Origin of the sequence: Bradyrhizobium sp. ERR14 (assembly GCF_014198235.1) — a bacterium.
In the GTDB taxonomy this organism is placed as follows: domain Bacteria; phylum Pseudomonadota; class Alphaproteobacteria; order Rhizobiales; family Xanthobacteraceae; genus Bradyrhizobium.
The window spans coordinates 169,124-187,424 of the sequence record NZ_JACIHD010000005.1; the positions used below are offsets into that span (position 1 = coordinate 169,124).

17 protein-coding genes are annotated in these 18,301 nt (G+C 62.8%); 12 read left to right on the forward strand and 5 right to left on the reverse strand.

Annotated elements, in window-relative coordinates; all coding sequences use genetic code 11:
• Window positions 1-29: 29 nt before the first annotated feature.
• A complete protein-coding gene (locus GGD62_RS16840; protein ID WP_018316361.1) occupies window positions 30-620 on the forward strand; it encodes a PAN domain-containing protein in 591 nt (196 codons plus the stop codon).
• A 106-nt stretch (window positions 621-726) separates the two neighbouring features.
• On the opposite strand, the gene GGD62_RS16845 is transcribed toward GGD62_RS16840, so the two are convergent.
• From GGD62_RS16845 to tldD, 3 genes are read right to left on the reverse strand one after another with little or no spacing between them, the layout of a single operon-like run.
• A complete protein-coding gene (locus GGD62_RS16845) occupies window positions 727-1,293 on the reverse strand; it encodes a nucleotidyltransferase family protein (RefSeq protein WP_183709101.1) in 567 nt (188 codons plus the stop codon).
• Window positions 1,294-1,309: 16 nt separating this feature from the next.
• Window positions 1,310-2,089, reverse strand: coding sequence for a signal peptidase I (gene lepB, locus GGD62_RS16850; protein ID WP_018316360.1), 780 nt, complete (start codon window positions 2,087-2,089; stop codon window positions 1,310-1,312).
• Window positions 2,086-3,513, reverse strand: a complete 1,428-nt coding sequence (gene tldD / locus GGD62_RS16855) for a metalloprotease TldD (protein WP_026201654.1) — start codon at window positions 3,511-3,513, stop codon at window positions 2,086-2,088. Before tldD ends, lepB begins: the two co-directional genes overlap by 4 nt.
• A gap of 533 nt (window positions 3,514-4,046) precedes the next feature.
• On the opposite strand from tldD, the gene GGD62_RS16860 reads away from it, so the two are divergent.
• Complete coding sequence (locus GGD62_RS16860; RefSeq protein ID WP_183709102.1) at window positions 4,047-7,010, forward strand: TIR domain-containing protein; 2,964 nt, start codon at window positions 4,047-4,049, stop codon at window positions 7,008-7,010.
• A 670-nt stretch (window positions 7,011-7,680) separates the two neighbouring features.
• Here GGD62_RS16860 and GGD62_RS16865 read toward each other — a convergent pair.
• Window positions 7,681-8,223 carry an invasion associated locus B family protein gene (locus tag GGD62_RS16865; protein ID WP_409333948.1) on the reverse strand — a complete coding sequence of 181 codons (543 nt, stop codon included), beginning with the start codon at window positions 8,221-8,223 and terminating at the stop codon, window positions 7,681-7,683.
• Between the two features lie 480 nt (window positions 8,224-8,703).
• Between GGD62_RS16865 and coxB the strand changes: the two genes are divergently transcribed.
• From coxB to GGD62_RS16910, 9 genes are all read left to right on the forward strand, one after another.
• Entirely contained in the window at window positions 8,704-9,543 is an 840-nt protein-coding gene (gene coxB / locus GGD62_RS16870) for a cytochrome c oxidase subunit II (RefSeq protein ID WP_018316356.1), read from the forward strand.
• A gap of 87 nt (window positions 9,544-9,630) precedes the next feature.
• On the forward strand, window positions 9,631-11,250 hold the full coding sequence (gene ctaD / locus GGD62_RS16875; protein WP_018316355.1) for a cytochrome c oxidase subunit I: 1,620 nt from the start codon (window positions 9,631-9,633) through the stop codon (window positions 11,248-11,250).
• Between the two features lie 61 nt (window positions 11,251-11,311).
• On the forward strand, window positions 11,312-12,256 hold the full coding sequence (locus tag GGD62_RS16880) for a heme o synthase (RefSeq protein WP_018316354.1): 945 nt from the start codon (window positions 11,312-11,314) through the stop codon (window positions 12,254-12,256).
• Window positions 12,253-12,429, forward strand: coding sequence for a hypothetical protein (locus GGD62_RS16885; protein WP_018316353.1), 177 nt, complete (start codon window positions 12,253-12,255; stop codon window positions 12,427-12,429). The genes GGD62_RS16880 and GGD62_RS16885 overlap by 4 nt, the downstream gene beginning before the upstream one ends.
• A gap of 5 nt (window positions 12,430-12,434) precedes the next feature.
• Window positions 12,435-13,088 carry a cytochrome c oxidase assembly protein gene (locus GGD62_RS16890; protein ID WP_018316352.1) on the forward strand — a complete coding sequence of 218 codons (654 nt, stop codon included), beginning with the start codon at window positions 12,435-12,437 and terminating at the stop codon, window positions 13,086-13,088.
• 78 nt (window positions 13,089-13,166) lie between these two features.
• Window positions 13,167-14,063: a cytochrome c oxidase subunit 3 gene (locus GGD62_RS16895; protein WP_092255826.1), complete on the forward strand. Its 897-nt coding sequence runs from the start codon at window positions 13,167-13,169 to the stop codon at window positions 14,061-14,063.
• Between the two features lie 97 nt (window positions 14,064-14,160).
• A complete protein-coding gene (locus GGD62_RS16900; protein ID WP_018316350.1) occupies window positions 14,161-14,562 on the forward strand; it encodes a DUF983 domain-containing protein in 402 nt (133 codons plus the stop codon).
• A complete protein-coding gene (locus GGD62_RS16905) occupies window positions 14,559-15,311 on the forward strand; it encodes an SURF1 family protein (protein ID WP_183258254.1) in 753 nt (250 codons plus the stop codon). The genes GGD62_RS16900 and GGD62_RS16905 overlap by 4 nt, the downstream gene beginning before the upstream one ends.
• A 118-nt stretch (window positions 15,312-15,429) precedes the next feature.
• A complete protein-coding gene (locus GGD62_RS16910) occupies window positions 15,430-15,795 on the forward strand; it encodes a nuclear transport factor 2 family protein (protein WP_183709104.1) in 366 nt (121 codons plus the stop codon).
• 66 nt (window positions 15,796-15,861) lie between these two features.
• Here the strand turns inward: GGD62_RS16910 and GGD62_RS16915 are convergent, their stop codons facing one another.
• Window positions 15,862-17,208 carry an ATP-binding protein gene (locus tag GGD62_RS16915; protein ID WP_183709105.1) on the reverse strand — a complete coding sequence of 449 codons (1,347 nt, stop codon included), beginning with the start codon at window positions 17,206-17,208 and terminating at the stop codon, window positions 15,862-15,864.
• An 86-nt stretch (window positions 17,209-17,294) separates the two neighbouring features.
• Here GGD62_RS16915 and GGD62_RS16920 point away from each other — a divergent pair, with 86 nt between their 5' ends.
• On the forward strand, window positions 17,295-17,939 hold the full coding sequence (locus tag GGD62_RS16920) for a response regulator transcription factor (RefSeq protein WP_018316346.1): 645 nt from the start codon (window positions 17,295-17,297) through the stop codon (window positions 17,937-17,939).
• The last annotated feature ends 362 nt before the right edge of the window (window positions 17,940-18,301 follow it).

Consider the following 18,301-nt stretch of genomic DNA (forward strand, 5'->3'; position numbering starts at 1 on the left):
ACGTCGTCAATAACTCGAAAGCTGTTCTGATGGGGAAGGGCCGCCTGTCCGGCGCCGTCATGGCAAAGGTCTTGGCAAAAGTCCTGGCAAGCGCTGTGGCATGCGCCGCGCTGCTTTCGCTCGCATGCGTGAGCGTGCCGGCGCGCGCCCAGACTGCGTTCGACCGGCCCGGCGGCGACTATTTCAGCACGCCGGTCGCCTCGGGCGATCCCGAGGATTGCGCGCTGCTGTGCGAGCGCGACCGCCGCTGCCGCTCGTGGAGCTTCAGCTATCCCGACGTCGAGGGCGGCGCGGCGGTGTGCTGGCTGAAGAACACCGTGCCGGCGCGGGTGCCGGGAAGTTGCTGCATCTCGGGTGTGCGCGGCGCCGGCGTGATCGAGCCGCGGGTCGAGGGCGTGGAGACGTCGATCGACCGCCCCGGTGGTGATCTGCGCAATTTCGAGCTGAAGGACGGCGAGGGCGAAGAGGCCTGCAAGGCCGCCTGCACCGCCGATAACAAATGCCGTGCCTTCACCTATGCCCGCCCCGGTTACACCGGACGCGAGGCGCGCTGCTTCCTGAAAAAGGAAATCAAGCCGCCGCGAAGGAAGGCGGGATTCACGTCGGGCGTGGTGCGGTAGGCAAGGTGCCGTAGGGTGGGCAAAGGCGCCCTTGCGCCGTGCCCACGATCTCTGAGATACGGCGCAGGCGCGTGGGCACGCTCCGCTTTGCCCACCCTACGGCATCTTACTCTGCCACGATCACCGTGAGCTCGGGCCACAGCGCCTTCCATCGCGCGGCTTTCACTACGTAGTTCGCAACGGAAAAATTCGGACCCGGATTGGGCCGCGCGATCAGCCCTGCGACATCGTCGAACCCGTGCGGCGCGTAGACCTCGTAGCCATCGTCTGTGCGCCTGACCCCGACTTGCGTGTTCTGCGTGAGGAAGCGGTCGATGCCTTCCCTCGAGCTTCTCAGGGGCGGATAGGGCAGGCCGTGCTTGTCGGGATACCACAGATGAACACGCGCCTGGTTGCGGATCTCGACCTTGGCGCCGAGATGGCCGAGCCGCGCATGCAGCTTGCGGATGACCGAATCCTCCGCTTCCCACGATGTATCAGGATCAAAATAGAACGCGTCGTAGTCGGCGATGCCGTGATCGATGGCGCGGCCGGTGAGCACGTTCCATACGGTCTGCACCAGGCATCCCGAGACCAGCCATGCATCCGGCAGATCGAGCCGCGCCAGCTCGTCGATGATCGTGACGTTGACGGGATTTCTCAGCGCGAGCGCGAGGAATTCGTCACGGTTCATCGCGCGATGAGGCGGCTCAATGCACGGCTGTGAAGAACCGGCCGAGCCGGAAGCCGGAGAGCCAAGTGTAAACCGGCTGGCCGCGTATGCCGAGATCCCAGGAGCCGAGCACTGCATCGGCACGGCCGATCAGATTGTCGATCGGCAACAGTCCGACGCCGCCGGACCGCAGCGGCACGCGGCTGTCGGCGGAATTGTCGCGGTTGTCGCCGAGCACGAAGAGGTGGCCGGCCGGCACCGTCACTTCCGGCGAATTGTCGAGCGGACCGTTGTCGCGCATCTTGAAGATCAAATGCGAGACGCCATTCGGCAACGTCTCGACATAGCGATAGGCGGGCTCGCTGCCGCCATTGTCGTCCTCGGCCGCGCCAACGCCGTCCGGCTTGAGCTCGGCGGGGCGGTCGTTGATGAAGAGCTGGCCCTGCCGCATCTGGATGCGATCGCCGGGCAGACCGACGACGCGCTTGACCCAGGCCTGCGAGCGATCGCCAGGCCAGCGGAATACGACGACGTCGCCCTGCTTCGGCGTCTCCGCGAAGACACGGCCGCTCTCGGGCAGGCTGATCTGGATCGGTAGCGAAGAGGTGCCGTAGCCGTAGGGGAATTTCGAGGCGAGCAGTGCATCGCCGATCAGCAGCGTCGGCTCCATCGAGCCCGACGGCACGTAGAACGGTTCGGCAAGCGCGCCCTTGGCGATGAAGACGGCTGCGACGATGCCGGCGAGCTGAACGATCTGCCCGCCCCAGCCGCTGCTCTTCCGCTTGGGGGTGACGGTGACCTTTTCTTCCACGCTCATGCGCCCGTTCCACCCACCGTGATGCGCTCCATCAGCAGCGACGGCTGGCCGACGCCGACAGGCACGCCCTGTCCATTCTTGCCGCAGGTGCCGATGCCGGTATCGAGCGCAAGGTCGTTGCCGATCATGCGGATGCGATGCAGGTCGGTCGGCCCGTTGCCGATCAGCATGGCGCCCTTCAGCGGCGCGCCCAGCTTGCCGTTCTCGATCTTGTAGGCCTCGGTGCACTGGAACACGTACTTGCCCGAGGTGATGTCCACCTGGCCGCCGCCGAAATTCGCAGCGAAGACGCCGTTCTTCACCGAGGCGAGGATCTCGGCCGGATCGCGGTCGCCTGCGAGCATGTAGGTGTTGGTCATGCGCGGCATCGGCACGTGGGCATAGCCCTGGCGACGGCCGTTGCCGGTCGGCTTCATGTTCATCAGCCGCGCGTTCTGGCGGTCCTGCATGTAGCCGACCAGGACGCCGTCCTCGATCAACACGGTGCGATTGGTCGGCGTGCCCTCGTCGTCGATCGACAGCGAGCCGCGGCGCGAGGCCATGGTACCGTCATCGACCACGGTGACGCCCTTGGCCGCGACCTGCTGGCCCATCAGGCCGGCAAATGCCGACGTCTTCTTGCGGTTGAAGTCGCCTTCGAGGCCGTGGCCGACCGCTTCATGCAGCATCACGCCGGGCCAGCCGGCCCCTAACACGACGTCCATTTCGCCGGCGGGGGCGGGGATCGATTCCAGATTGACCAAGGCCTCGCGCAACGCGCCGTCGGCCGCATCGCGCCAGTTCTTGCTCTCGATGAATTCGGCATAGCCGGCGCGGCCGCCATAACCCTTGCTGCCGCTCTCCTGGCGGTCGCCCTGGCCGGCAACGACGGAAATGTTCACGCGCACGAGCGGGCGGATGTCGCGATAGCTCTCGCCGTCGGGCCGCAGAATCTCGACGACCTGCCAGGTCGCACCCAGGCTGACGCTGACCTGCCGCACCCGCGGATCCTTGTCGCGCAGATAAGCGTCGATCTCGGCGAGCAGTTTTACCTTGGTCTCGAAGCCCGGGGCATCGAGCGGGTTGTCATCGCCGTAAAGGCGCACATTGGTGTGCGCCGGCGGCGCGGCGAAGCTGCCGGAATAGCCGCCGCGTACGGCCGCGACTGCGTCGGCGGCACGAATTAGCGCCGGCAGCGAGACGTCGGAGGAGTGGGCGTAGCCGACCGCATCATCCTTGACCGCGCGTAAGCCAAACCCTTGCGAGGTGTCGTAGGTCGCCTGCTTCAGCCGCCCATTGTCGAACATCAGCGCTTCAGTCTGGCTGTACTCCAGGAACAGCTCACCATCGTCGGCACCGGAAAGCCCGCGCGCGACCTCGTGGCGAACCTGGTCGCGGTCGAGATTGGCGCGGTCGAGCAGGGAGGTCGTGGCAGGATTTGTCATGCGTCCGTCCATTAGCGGAAGATGTAGGGCAAGATAATGGTTTCGGACCGGTTCCGCGAGGGGGCGGGGCGTCACATTACGGAAACGATAGGATTGGGGCTGGCTTGATCGTGCCGGACCGCTCCGGGGACTCTACCGGCATGGAGGCGCTCGCAAGGCAATGTCAGCGAACCGAATCTCGATCTTTTGTGATGCTTCATGATCTTCTGTAAGCACTTTCGTTGGCGGGCCGCTCGCGTTCATATCTCGCGCCGTCTCCAGCATCAGCCGAGCCTTCCGCGGCTTCGTTGCCATCCCGCCCCTCAATCAAATTCCGTCTTTTAGAACCGCGCGATCTTAGCATCTCCGACGGTTAGGAGCGACGCGGCAATAAATCCGGACACGGCTGACGGGAGGAGATTCGCTCGCTCCCCCCGAACAGAGCGGTTGTGGGATAAATCGGGCCCGCCCGTTGCGTGCAGCGCGGCCTTTAAGATACTGTTTTCACTAGAAAGTTGCGCGGGCGTAGGCGACGATCAATTTCGGGGGAAGACGTGGCCGACATCTTTGTCAGTTATACGTCCAAAGACCGCAAATGGGCTTTTTGGATCGGGCAGGAACTTGAACAGTTGGGGCACAATCCTCGACTCCATGAGTGGGAGATATCAGCAGGAGGCGACATTTCTCAATGGATGGAAGAGCGACACAACAGCGCCAACCATATCCTTTGTGTTGTGAGCGAAGCCTACCTTAAGGCTCCCTATTCGAGTTGGGAGCGCCGTGCGGCCCAGTGGGCAGCGACGACAACTCGACCGAACTTCTTGATTCCAGTTTTTATTGAGCCATGCGAGCCGCCTACTCTATTTGCCCCCTTGAAGCGCTGTGATCTGCACGGGTTGGCAGAGCCAGAGGCGCGTTTGGCACTCTCGGATTTTCTGAAGCCGGCTTCACGACCGTCCCAACGAGCCCCGTTTCCAAGCGAACCGGGGGCCGAGCCAGCTCGACACCACGCTTTCCCTGGTGGAGAAAACGCCGAGCCGGACTCCCAGCCCAATAGCGCTGGGCACGCACCACTGCCCAGACCACCGTTCCTCGCGGCGCTGCCAAGATATCTTGGCTCCCACGATTTTGTCGGGCGAGAATCCGAATTGCAAACGCTGTCAGACTGGTGCGCAGCTGCTGATCCAAACCCTATGCTTCTCTTAGAAGCCATAGGGGGATCTGGGAAGAGCATGCTTACGTGGGAGTGGACGACCAAGCATGCACAGATCGCGAGATCTGATTGGGCGGGGCTGTTCTGGTACTCCTTCTATGAGAAAGGCGCTGTGATGGCGGACTTTTGCTGCCAAGCGCTCGGATACATGACACAGAGGCCTGTCGAGCAGATCAGGAGGTTAGGGCCCGAAGCGCTCGTCGAATATCTTCTCAGAACATTGCAACAGCGTCCGTGGCTTTTGGTGCTTGATGGTTTGGAGCGCGTTCTGGTTGCTTATCATAGGCATGATGCCGCGCAGCTAATTGACTCTGTTGCGGGCTTGGAAGTTGATCACATTGCGAGCCGCGATCCTTGCGCGGCCATTCGAATTGAGGACGGCGAACTCCTACGTCAACTCGCAGCAGCTTCACCTTCAAAGATTCTCGTGTCATCACGGCTTACGCCGCGAGTTCTGATCAATTCCTCTCAAATGGCCGTCCCGGGCGTACGACGGGAAATATTGCGTGGGCTGCGTCCGGCCGACGCGGAGGCGCTGATCAGAAGGTGCGGCGTCAAAGGCAATTCGGAAGAAATTCGAGCCTTTCTTCAACACAACTGTGATTGCCATCCGCTTGTGGTGGGGGCTCTTGCCGGTCTCATTAATGACTATCCGTACGATCGTGGCAATTTCGATCGCTGGGTTCGAGACCAGAATGGAGGGATGGCGCTCAAGCTGAGCGAACTGGACCTCGTCAAGCGACAAAATCACATCTTGTTAGCTGCTATGGCCGCTTTGGACACAAAGAGTCGGCAGTTGTTGCATCTCCTCTCAATCCTCCAAGGAGCTGTCGATTTCCGAACCATTGAGGCCTTGGTTCACGCGTCTGGCGGCGGAGCGATACTAGCTGGGCAGAGCGATAACTCGACAATCGTCGAGGGAGGCGTCGATCGACGCGACGTCGCCAGCATTCTTCGAAATCTCGAGAAACGTGGTTTGGTGCAGTATGATTCTCTCGAAAAGAGATATGATCTGCATCCCGTGGTTCGTGGCGTTGCGGTTGCTCGAATCGACGAACGGGAAACTCATCAGCTTGGATTATCTGTAGTCGACCATTTTACTCGCAAACAACATGATCCGTGGGAGCACGCCGAAACCCTCGAAGCGGTGGCTGACGGCATCCAAGTCGTGAGCACGTACTTGAGAATGCGTCGATATTCGGAAGCGTTCTACGCTCTTCAGGGAGAATTGGCTAACGCCCTATATTTCAACTTGGGTGCCTTTGCAGAGTTGCTTTCGCTGGCGGAGGGTTTCTTTGCTGATGGATGGGACTGCGATCCTAAACTAAATGAATCAGAGGAGCGCTGGTACATTCTAAATCTCGCAGCCGCCTCGATCTCACCCATATCCGAAGAACGATCGAGAGAACTATTTGAGAGAGCGATTTCTCTAAGTATTCAAAAACGAATGATAAATTGTCTCTACGTCTCCATTGTTGGCTTTAGCGGCACCTTCGATGTGGAGACCGGAGCCGCTGATATCGAGCGACTCCGCTCGCTTGCCATGAATTTAGCGAAAGCCTCCCAAGACCCAGAGTTGGTCTTCATGTCCAAGCTCAAGGAGTACACCTCTTTGGTCATTAGGTCGGACTGGCAATTAGCCGACGACCTTTGGACGGAGATAGAGTCCCTTGGCAGAGATTGGACCTCGGGGAACTACAGACCCGGTGATGCAGAGGGGGAACGCGCGCGAGACCTGTTCTATCGAGGAAAGCTCACGGAAGAGGCGATCTCCAAAGCGGAAGAGATATCAAAGCGAGGAGGTAATCGCAGGATGGTGAGAGCTCTTCATGAGATTCGAGGAGGCTGGTACCTGGAGCGGAAGGAGCCTGGCCAAGCGATCGAACATTTTTCTCGTGCTTTAGCGATGTATAGGCAGAACGGTCTTAGAAGCTCCTACTGTGAAGCGCGTCTGATTTTAGCTAAGATACTCGCTGGCGAGGAGTTCGATGGGCGAAGTCAAGCGGATGAAATAGTGGTCAATACCGTAAGGGCCGCTGTGGCGATGGCCGAGCTATGGCAGGTGCTTGGGGAAAAGAAGAAAGCCATCGAGAATGCAGAAGCGGCGTATCGTTCGGCCTTAAAATGGGGCGCTGTGACTGCTCGTTACTATGCAGATGCCGCCCTTGAAACTCTTAAAAATCTCGGTGTCCCAGTGCCTATCGTGGCAGCTGAGAGTGATCCTCGCGAGCAGATCCGGCAATGGGAGTCCGACGTAAGTTTGCTTGTTGATGGCCTCCGTTCTGAGCGTCGTTTCAATGATTAACATCAATCTTGGTGATACGTACGAAAAATTCGCTTTACAAGAATTTCGGAATATCATATAAGCGCCGTTATCCCGGCTCACCCAAGGGGGGCGACTATGTGTCGTCACTGTCGCGAGCCGGGGATGCGGTGGACGCGGCAGCGTCGGCATGAGAGGTGCGGGCAGGGCGGGTAGTCCCTGTGAGCCCGAGGCTTCGTGCGGACGAGCGGCGCTGCTAGGCTTCGTCTCGTCTGTAAGTTTCCGGCTTCGTCGACGGGGCCTAGAAAAACTGCGGCGAAATGGCGGGCCGCGCGTACGGCAAAACCGTGTGGTCCTGGCCGTCGTTGCTACGGTCAAGCTATCCGCGGAGGTGCGAGTGAGCCCAACCGGGCAGACTGCATCATCCAATTCGCGGGGCGAGGGAGGCCAGAAGGAAAGTTCGGCTCCCGGGAGAGCACGGCATAAGCCGTCCGACCATCGCGCAGGGAAGGCCGAGTGATCGGCGACACCTGTATGCTGCTGTGCGGTCTCTTTTGCGCATTATTCGCGCAGCGGACCGCGGGTGCCAGCTGGCACCCGGCCTTCCCTGCGCCCTCTTGGCTTTAGAGGGTGGGAGATGAAGCAAAGCTCGGGCGAAACAGCCGCGAGGATGCACCCGCGTGCCCCACTATCGGGGACCCAGCCAGCTTCCCTACGGCAGCTTGTCATAGCCCTCGCCGAGCCCGTTCAGGCTGAGCGGGAAGCCGATGCCTTCTTCCGGGGTCTCGAAGATGATGAAGGTGGCGGTCTTGGCGGCGCGGAGCTGGCCGAGCAGCTTGTCGTCCATGACGACCTCGGCGACGCAGCCATTGGGCAGGCAACGGACGAAGCCGGCGCGGCCGACGTCCTGGTTGTCGAGCTTGAGGCCGAGGCCGGAGGGCAGCAGGACACCGAGCGGCGCGACCACGCGCATCAGGCGGCTCTTCTGGTCGGCGGTCTTCAGCACGATGACGGTCAGGCCGGCATTGGAGCGGTCTTCGGCTACCACGCTCTGGATCAGGGCGCATTGCTCGGTCTGGGCGCCCGGTGGGGTGTCGCAGCGGATCTGCCAGTCGCCATGGACGGAGCGGACTGCGCCCTGCGCATGGGCGAGGCCGGGGAGTGCCAGAAGGACGAGCGCGGCCAGCAGGCTGGCGAGCGCCGAAAGGCGGGTCATCTGCCTTCTAGCCAGCCTTGCCATAGCCAGCCCTGCCATCGATTTCGAAAGCCCCATCGGGTCGGTCCCTCTGCTCGCCTTCCTCGCTCGCGCTTGGCGGACTAATCTGGCGGACTGATACGGGAATGACGGCGCCTTGAAGGCGATTCCCAAGCAAATTCCACGCCGCCTCGCGCCGCCGCCGCCCGCACGAATCAGGTTCCTGCGCGGCCATCTGTCAGTGCCTACCGCGGGCAATTCCGCTGTCAAGCGGCAGCATCCCGGCAAACGGTATTTTTGTCTGATCTTACTAGGAAATATCTTGCGGGTGATCGCTGGCAGACGGGGCTCAAGACTGCATTGCGATAGATCAAAAATTATGGTTTGAGAGGCTTGATTTCGGCGTTCTAGCGATCTGGCCCCAATTCCTCTTAGAGGTATTCTTGCGCGGCGGTTTGTCAGGCGGGCGGATCGAATAAGCGTTTCCCGCAAACAGGGGGAGCGCACTTGGGGTGATTTCGTAAGGGGAGCGCGAACGGCATGAGGATGTCGATGGGCCCGGTGGGCCGGCACTTGCTGGGATTGGCCGTGGCGGGTCTGACGCTGGCGACGGGCGGTGCGGCATTTGCCGAGCTCGGGCAGCCGAAGCCCTGGGAATGGACGCTTCAGGAGTCCGGCTCGCCGGTGATGGACAACATCGTCTGGTTCCACAACTTCCTGTTCGTGCTGATCACGCTGATCACGCTGTTCGTCCTGGCGCTGCTCGTGGTCGTGGTCGTCAAGTTCAACGCGCGGGCCAATCCGGTGCCGTCGCGGACCACCCACAACACGCTGATTGAGGTGGCCTGGACGCTGGTTCCGGTGCTGATCCTCGTCGGCATCTCGGTGCCGTCGTTCCGGCTTCTGTTCCTCGAGCTCGACGTGCCGAAGGCGGATATCACCATCAAGGCGACCGGCAAGCAGTGGTACTGGTCCTATGCCTACCCGGACAACGGCAAGTTCGAGTTCGACTCGCTGATGGCGCAGGACAAGCAGCCCCGCCTGCTCGGCGTCGACAACGAGATGGTGGTGCCCGTCAACAAGGTGATTCGTGTCCAGGTCACCGGCGCCGACGTCATCCACGCCTTCGCGCTGCCGGCTTTCGGCGTCAAGATCGACGCCATTCCGGGCCGACTGAACGAAACCTGGTTCAAGGCGACCAAGACCGGCATGTTCTACGGCCAGTGCTCGGAGCTCTGCGGCAAGGACCACGCCTTCATGCCGATCGCGATTCGCGTCGTGAATGACCAGGAGTTCGCCTCCTGGGTCGAGACGGCAAAGAAGAAATTTGCGAGCGGCGGCACCAGCACCTACGCCTCCGCGGCCGGCCCGACGCAGTAAGCGTCGGGTGACGGCTCTAAGGGACTGAAAGCGACATAAGGGCGGGACCTCCAGAGGTCCGATTGGGACGCAAGGCAGGATTTGAAAATGGCAACGAGCGCAGCGGCACACGGCGATCACGCCCACGGACATGACGAGCATGCCCATCCGACCGGATGGCGCCGCTACGTCTATTCGACCAACCACAAGGACATCGGCACGATGTACCTGATCTTCGCGGTCATCGCCGGCGTCATCGGCGCCGCGATGTCGATCGCGATCCGTGCCGAGCTGATGTATCCGGGCGTGCAGATCTTCCACGAGACGCACACCTATAACGTGTTCGTGACCTCTCACGGCCTGATCATGATCTTCTTCATGGTCATGCCCGCGATGATCGGCGGCTTCGGCAACTGGTTCGTGCCGCTGATGATCGGCGCGCCCGACATGGCGTTCCCGCGCATGAACAACATCTCGTTCTGGCTGCTGCCGGCCTCCTTCGCCCTGCTCCTGATGTCGACCTTCGTCGAGGGCGAGCCGGGTGCCAACGGCGTCGGCGCCGGCTGGACCATGTACGTGCCGCTGTCGAGCTCGGGCCATCCGGGCCCGGCCGTCGACTTCGCGATCCTGTCGCTGCATCTGGCGGGCGCCTCCTCGATCCTCGGCGCCATCAACTTCATCACCACGATCTTCAACATGCGCGCGCCGGGCATGACCCTGCACAAGATGCCGCTGTTCGTGTGGTCGATCCTGGTGACGGTGTTCCTGCTGCTGTTGTCGCTGCCGGTGCTTGCCGGTGCGATCACCATGCTGCTCACCGACCGCAACTTCCACACGACGTTCTTCAACCCCGAAGGCGGCGGCGACCCCGTGCTGTTCCAGCATCTGTTCTGGTTCTTCGGCCACCCCGAAGTGTACATCCTGATCCTGCCGGCTTTCGGCATGGTCAGCCAGATCATCTCCACCTTCTCGCGCAAGCCCGTGTTCGGCTATCTCGGCATGGCCTACGCCATGGTCGCGATCGGCGGCATCGGCTTCGTGGTGTGGGCGCACCACATGTACACGGTCGGCATGTCCAGCGCGACGCAGGCCTATTTCGTCGCCGCGACGATGGTGATCGCGGTTCCGACCGGCGTGAAGATCTTCTCGTGGATCGCCACGATGTGGGGCGGCTCGATTGAATTCCGGGCCCCGATGATCTGGGCGGTGGGCTTCATCTTCCTGTTCACGGTCGGCGGCGTCACCGGCGTCGTGCTGGCGAATGCCGGCGTCGACCGCGTGCTGCAGGAGACCTATTACGTTGTCGCCCACTTCCACTACGTGCTGTCGCTCGGCGCGGTGTTCGGAATCTTCGCCGGCTGGTACTACTGGTTCCCGAAGATGTCGGGCTACATGTACAGCGAGACGCTCGCGAAGGCGCACTTCTGGGTCACCTTCATTGGCGTCAACCTGGTGTTCTTCCCGCAGCACTTCCTCGGCCTGTCGGGCATGCCGCGCCGCTACGTCGACTATCCCGACGCGTTCGCGGGCTGGAACCTGGTCTCGTCGGTCGGCTCCTACATCTCCGGCTTCGGCGTGCTGATCTTCCTCTACTGCGTGCTCGACGCCTTCATGAAGAAGGTGCCGGCTGGCGACAATCCGTGGGGTGCAGGTGCGACCACGCTGGAGTGGACCTTGCCCTCGCCGCCGCCCTTCCACCAGTTCGAAGTGCTGCCCCGCGTGCAGTGATCGATCTCCCGCGGCGCCCGTGACGGGCGCCGCGGCTCTATAACGAAGCGAGTTGAATTAAGTGTCCGTCCTCGACCACAACGCCATCGACATCAATCCCCGCATCTCCGAGGCGGAGGTCGGCGACTACATCGCGCTCTTGAAGCCGCGGGTGATGTCGCTGGTGATCTTCACCGCGCTGGTCGGGATGGCGATGGCGCCCGGGCATTTCCACTGGGTGCTGGCCATCACCTCGCTGCTCTGCATCGCCGTCGGCGCCGGCGCCTCCGGCGCGCTCAACATGGCGCTGGAAGGCGATATCGACTCCAAGATGTCGCGCACGGCGAACCGGCCGATTCCGCGCGGCCGCATCACCCGCCCTGAAGCCATGGCGTTCGGCCTGACGCTGTCCTTCTTCTCGGTGATGACGCTCGGCATCCTCGTCAACTGGATCGCGGGCGCGCTGCTCGCCTTCACCATCTTCTTCTACGTCGTCATCTACACGATGTGGCTGAAGCGCTGGACCGCGCAGAACATCGTGATCGGCGGCGCCGCCGGCGCGCTGCCGCCGGTGGTGGCCTGGGCTGCGGTGACCGGCACGGTCGACGTCGAGCCGCTGCTGCTGTTCGCCATCATCTTTTTCTGGACCCCGCCGCACTTCTGGGCGCTGGCGCTGTTCCGCTCCGACGATTACGCGCGCGCCGGCATTCCGATGCTGCCCAATGTCGCCGGCCCCGACGCGACGCGGCTCCAGATCCTGCTCTACACCATCGTGCTGATCGCGGTCGCCGCCGCGCCCTGGGCGCTCGGCTATTTCGACGCCATCTACGGCATCGTCTCGCTGATCCTCGGCGCCGGCATGCTGGTGCTCGCGATCAACGTCTATCTGCGCCGCGAGCGCAGCCAGTCGCTGCGCGCGACCCGCAAGCTGTTCGCCTTCTCGATCCTCTATCTGTTCGTGCTGTTCGCGACCCTGCTGGCCGAGGTCGTGTTCCGGGCAGTTGCTCCGCTGGTAGGGGGCGCATGATCGCAGGGATGGTCGACAAACCCGAGCCAGATGGAATCGTCCTCACCGAGGCGCAGAAGAAGAGCCGTCGTCAGCGTTCGATTGCGATCGCGCTCGCGCTTGGCGTGCTCGTGGTGCTGTTCTTCGCCGTCACCATGGTCAAGGGGCCGGCAGTCCTCGTGCGGCCGATGTAGGAAACATGGATCACGATCCCACCATATCGCAGGATGTCAGCGCCAAGCCGGCCAAGCGTGAGCCGACCAAGGGCCGCGGGCTGGGCCGCGATGTGGTGGTTGCTTCTATCTGCGGCGGCGTGGTCGCGCTGATGGTCGGTGCCTCCTACGCGGCGGTGCCGTTCTACAACTGGTTCTGCCGCGCCACCGGCTTCAACGGCACGACCCAGGTCGCGACCTCCGCGCCGGCCACCGGCCCGATCGCGCGGAAAATCTCGGTGCGCTTCGATTCCAACGTCGCGCCCGGCCTGCCCTGGAAGTTCGAGCCGGAGCAGAGCGAGATCGAGGTCAATATCGGCCAGGTCGTGACCGTCTTCTACACCGTGACCAACCAGGCTGCGCGCACCACCGCCGCGCAGGCCGCCTACAATGTCGCGCCGCTGACGGTCGGGTCGTACTTCCAGAAGATCAACTGCTTCTGCTTCACCGAGCAGACCATGGCGCCCGGCGAGAAGCGCGAGATGCCTGTTGTCTTCTACGTCGATCCGTCGATCGCTGACGATCACGAGAACGACGGGCTGAATACGATCACGCTGTCCTACACCTTCTATCCGGTGAAGGATCCCGTAGTGAAGCCGCTGGCATCGGGCGAAGGCGACAAGCGCAAGGGAAATCTTTGATCGCCGGGCTCACGCTCGGGCGGTTGGAAACAAGGGGATAAGTGCCTGACAGGCACGGGATTGAGGAGAGAGACCGAAATGGCTACGGCGCACACCAAGCATCACGACTATCACCTGGTCGATCCCTCGCCCTGGCCGGCCGTCGGTTCGCTCTCGGCCTTCATCATGGCGGTCGGCGCGATCGCCTGGATGCATCACATGTTCTCGGCCGCGCCGATCGTGTTCGGCGTCGGCACCGTGGGCGTGCTCTACACCATGGCGAGCTGGTGGGGCGACGTGATCAAGGAAGCCCAGTACAAGGGCGACCACACCCGCGTCGTGCAGCTGCATCACCGCTACGGCATGATCCTGTTCATCGCCTCCGAGGTGATGTTCTTCGTGGCCTGGTTCTGGGCCTATTTCAACGCCGCGCTGTTTCCGGCCGACGCCGTCCATGCCACCCGCGATGCCGTGTTCGGATGCGGCCTCGGCACCCAGGCCGGCGCCTGCGCCGTCCCCGGCACCTGGCCGCCGAAGGGCATCGAGACCTTCGATCCCTGGCACCTGCCGCTCCTCAACACGCTGATCCTGCTGACGTCGGGCACCACCGTGACCTGGGCGCACCATGCGCTGCTCGAGAACGACCGCCAGGGCCTGAAATACGGCCTGATCCTCACCGTCGTGCTCGGTGCGCTCTTCACCTGCGTGCAGGCCTATGAGTACAGCCATGCGGCGTTCTCGTTCGGCGGCAACGTTTATGGCGCGACCTTCTTCATGGCGACCGGCTTCCACGGCTTCCACGTGCTGGTCGGCACCATCTTCCTGCTGGTGTGCCTGTTCCGCGCCTATGCCGGCCACTTCACGCCGACGCAGCACCTCGGGTTCGAGTTCGCCGCCTGGTACTGGCACTTCGTCGACGTGGTCTGGCTGTTCCTGTTCCTCTGCATCTATGTCTGGGGACACGGCGCCGAGACCATGGCCCACGGCGCGCACTGAGCCGCGACAACGAGATCAGAAAGGGCGGCCGCTGGGCCGCCCTTTCGCTTTTGGGCCGCCGGAAGCTCCCGCGAAAACTGTGATAGAGTCCGCCATCATGAATGACAGCACCGGCCCGTCCGTGCCTGAAACCACCGTTCTGCAAAGCGCGCTGCGCGGGCTTGCCTGCCGATGCCCGCGCTGCGGTCAAGGCAAGCTCTATGCGGGATTCCTGACGCTCGCGCCCGCCTGCGACCGCTGCGGTCTCGACTATGCCTTCATCGATACCGGCGACGGGCCGGCGATCTTCATCATCATGCTGGCCGGCGGGATCGTGGTGGCGGCTGCGCTCATCGTCGAGGTCAAATACCAGCCGCCATACTGGCTGCATGCGGCGCTGTGGTTGCCGCTGATCCTGGCCACCACATTGTTGCCGCTGCGTGCGATGAAGTCGCTGCTGATCGCGCTGCAATTCCACCACAAGGCGGCGCCGGGCCGGTTGGTCGACCGCGCGAAATGAATCAACCTGCGCGCAAGCCTCGCGTGGCCGGCTTCGCGCTGTTCACGCTGTTCCTGACGGCCGTCTTCATCGCGCTCGGCCTCTGGCAATTGCAGCGCCGGACCGCCAAGCACGCGCTGGTCGCGGCGCTCACCGAGCGCCTTGCAGAGGCGCCCATCGCGCTGCCGCCGCCTTCGCAATGGGCTGCGCTCAATCCCGCGCGCGACGAATTCCGCCGCGTCAGCTTCACCGCGACCTACGCAGCCCTGCCGGATGCGATGATCTATTCCTCGGGCTCGGCGGTGCGCAGGGACGCCTCCGGCCCCGGCACCTGGGCGTTCCTGCCGGCGCGGCTTCCCAGCGGCGAGATGGTCGTGATCGATGCGGGCTTCGTCGAGAATACGATGCAGGACCGCAGCGTCGAGGATCGCGCGGTGAAGAAGCTCGTCACCGGGCAGCCGGTCGCGCTCACCGGTTACCTGCGCTTTCCCGAGCCGCCAGGCAGGCTGACGCCGGCGGAGAACCGCGACAAGCGGCTCTGGTTCGTGCGCGATCATCCGGCCATCGCAAGCGCGCTCGGCTGGGGCGCGGTTGCGCCGTTCTATGTCGACCTCGAGCAACCGGTGCCCGAGAACGGCATCCCCCGCCCGGGGCCGCTCGACGTGCATCTGAAGGACGATCACCTGCAATACGCCATCACCTGGTTCCTGCTCGCAGGCGCCGTGCTGATCGCCTTCGCGGTGTGGGCAAGAGGCCGGCGGCAGAGCTGAGCTCGACGGTAGATACTCTGAGGGAACCCGGTATCGTCCGGGGTTTATTATTCAGCGCACATTCACGAGTGTGGTCCTAAGCCGCCGGTGAGTTTCCGCGGCAGACAGGGATTGCGGCGTGAGCGATTTCGACCAGATGGGAATTGTCGTCGATTGGGTGGACGCCTGCCGGAAGGGCGACCTCTCGACGTTGCTCGACCTCTATGCGGACGACGCCCAGGTCGAATGCACGTGCAACGGCGCGCAGTGCTATCGCGGCCGCAGCGAGCTCGAGGCCTATTGGCAGCCGCGCCTCAGTGCCTTCTCGTTGGCGGGTTTCGGGCTGGAAGAGATCCATCCCGCGCCCCATGGCGTCGATGTCGAATATTCCGTCGCCGGCGCGCTACGCATTCACGCCTCGTTTCGCTTCAGCCCGGAAGGCAAGATCCGCAGCACGCTGTGCGAGCCGGCGCAACAGGACGCGCATCATGGCTGCGCCTGTTAGGGCACAATGCGGACCCGAAGGGCCGCGTTGGCGCAAAGTGCGCAGTGGGTCTCTGACAAGGTCAGCTCATCCAATTGGCTGGACCGGCGCCTGGCGTGCCGGCTCGGTCGGAAGCCGGCAGCGTACATAAGTTCGCCCATCCACGCGCAACAGTGACAGCGATCCGCTGAGCGCGCGCACGCGTTCATGCATGCCGGTCAGGCCGCGGCCGAAAACGTTGCCCTCGGGAAAGCCGTCGCCGTCGTCGGAGATCTCGATGATGAGCGCCTCGCCGGTGACGGTCGCCTGGACATGGGCGTTGCCGGCCTTGGCGTGGCGCAGCACGTTGGTCAGCGCCTCCTGGATCACGCGATAGACGGTCTGGGCTAGCGGCCCGGCGATGCCGTTGAGACCCGGATCGATCGTCTCCGTCAGGACGATATGCGGTGCCTGCTTGCGAAAGTTCTGGAGCAGCGTCTGCACGCTGGTCGAAAGGCCAAGCTCCTGAATGTAGAGCGGCCGCAACCGATCGAGGATGCGGCGGTTGGTCTGCTGGAGCGCCTCGACCGATTGCAGCACATCCTGGGCTGATTTGCCGAGATTTCCCACCTGCGGCGAAGCGTCGACCAGCGCGATCGTGCCGGCGCGGATGCTGAACAGCAGCGGTCCGAGCTCGTCGTGCAACTCGCGGGCGAGGTCACGACGCTCGTCGTCCTGGAGCGACACCAGGCGGTGCATCAGATCGCGATTGTCCTGGCTCAATTGCGCCAGCGTCGCAGCCAGCGCATTTGCTTCCGCACAGCTCTGCCGGATCTCCGGCGGCCCTCCGACCGGGATCGGCTTTGCGTAGTCGCCGCGCCGCATCCGTGTGAGGCCTTCGCCGAGATGCTGCAGGGGACGCAGTGCCGATCCCGCGAAGACGTAAGCGATGATTCCGGTGAGCACGGTCAGCACGGCGACGAGGCCGGTCAGCGCCAGGAAGCCGATCCACTTCTCGAACAGGTCGGCCGACAGGTCCGGCAGGAACACGATATCGCCGACACGTCTGCCATCGATCAGCACCGGGGTTGCGGCGTCCATGTCCGGTACCATGAGCAGGTTGACAAACCACTGCGGAACCCCCTGCAGGTTGTGAAGGCCGTCCTTTGGTGGCTCCGCAGGAGTGGCTTCCGCGGAACGGAATTGGATGTCTGAGGAGGTGGTCAAGGATTGGACAAAGGCGTCAAGCGTCTTCCGCGGGTCGTCCGACGCGCGCAGAGTGTTGTTGAGTGCGGCCGCGATCGTCCGGGTCGAACGTCGTGCGGGCTCGTTCTCGTCGGCGAGCTGACCGGCCGCGAAGATCTGGAGCAGCACGCCGCCAAGGATCAGCGCTGCGAGAAAGCTCGCCCCAAGTGGAAGAAACAGTTGCGTTCTGAACGAGAGTCGTTGCCACATTAGGTCAATTCTAACGCGCATCGGCGGGATTTACTCTTTCCATTTGTTCCCGCCGGTCTATGAGTCGAAAAACAAGAGAGTGCGCGATGCAAGATACCGCCAAGCCGGCGACCAGGGTCCTGATTGTCGATGACCACCCCGTGGTGCTGTCCGGTTGCCGCACCCTGTTCGCTTCGGACCATTCGATCCGTATCGACGAGGCGACCGACGCCAAATCCGGCCATCGCGCCTATGTCAGCAAGCGGCCCGACGTCACCGTGATCGACATTAGCCTGCCCGATGTCTCCGGCTTCGAGCTGATGCGACGCATCCGCAAGGACGATCCCGACGCCAAGATCATCATGTTCAGCATGAACGACGATCCGGCCTTCGTGGTGCGGGCGGTCGAGCTTGGGGCGCAGGGCTATGTCTCCAAGGGCGATGATCCCAGGATCCTGCTGAAAGCGGTGCGCAAGGTGATCGCGGGCGACAATTACATCTCACCGCAACTCGCGGAAGCCGTGACGTTTTCCGGCGCGGCGATCAAGGCCAACCCGGCTTCGCAGATGACGCCGCGGGAGCTCGAAATTCTCCGCCTGCTCGGACGCGGCGACAAGATCGTGGAAGTCGCCGAGGCGCTCGGCATCTCCTACAAGACCGTCGCCAACACCACGTCCCTGCTCAAGCAGAAGCTGGGAGCCAAGAATCATTCCGACCTGATCAGGATCGCGGTTGAAATCGGGATGAATTGACGGCCCGGGGGCCCGGCACCGAACCGGCTGCTCCAGGATGCAGCCGGTTCGGCGAGACGGATTGGTGCCGGCGTGCAGCCGGGCAATGCATGGACACCGCCGACACCCATCCGCGGACACAATGGGTCGAGGTGGCATTCGTTCCGGATCCCCGCAATTGTCGGGATAAAATGGCAATTCTTGACGACGGTTGGCTGGAGCGCGCTCGCAAAAGCTTGGGCATGTCGGGAAAAATAGGAACATCTTCCCGCGCTGGTCGTTTTCGCCCTTGACGATTTCGTGACTGACGGCGAAAGGTTGCCGGACAAGTTTCAGCGGGGGCGGCGACCCCAGAGGCAAACCGGTCTGCACATATCAACGAC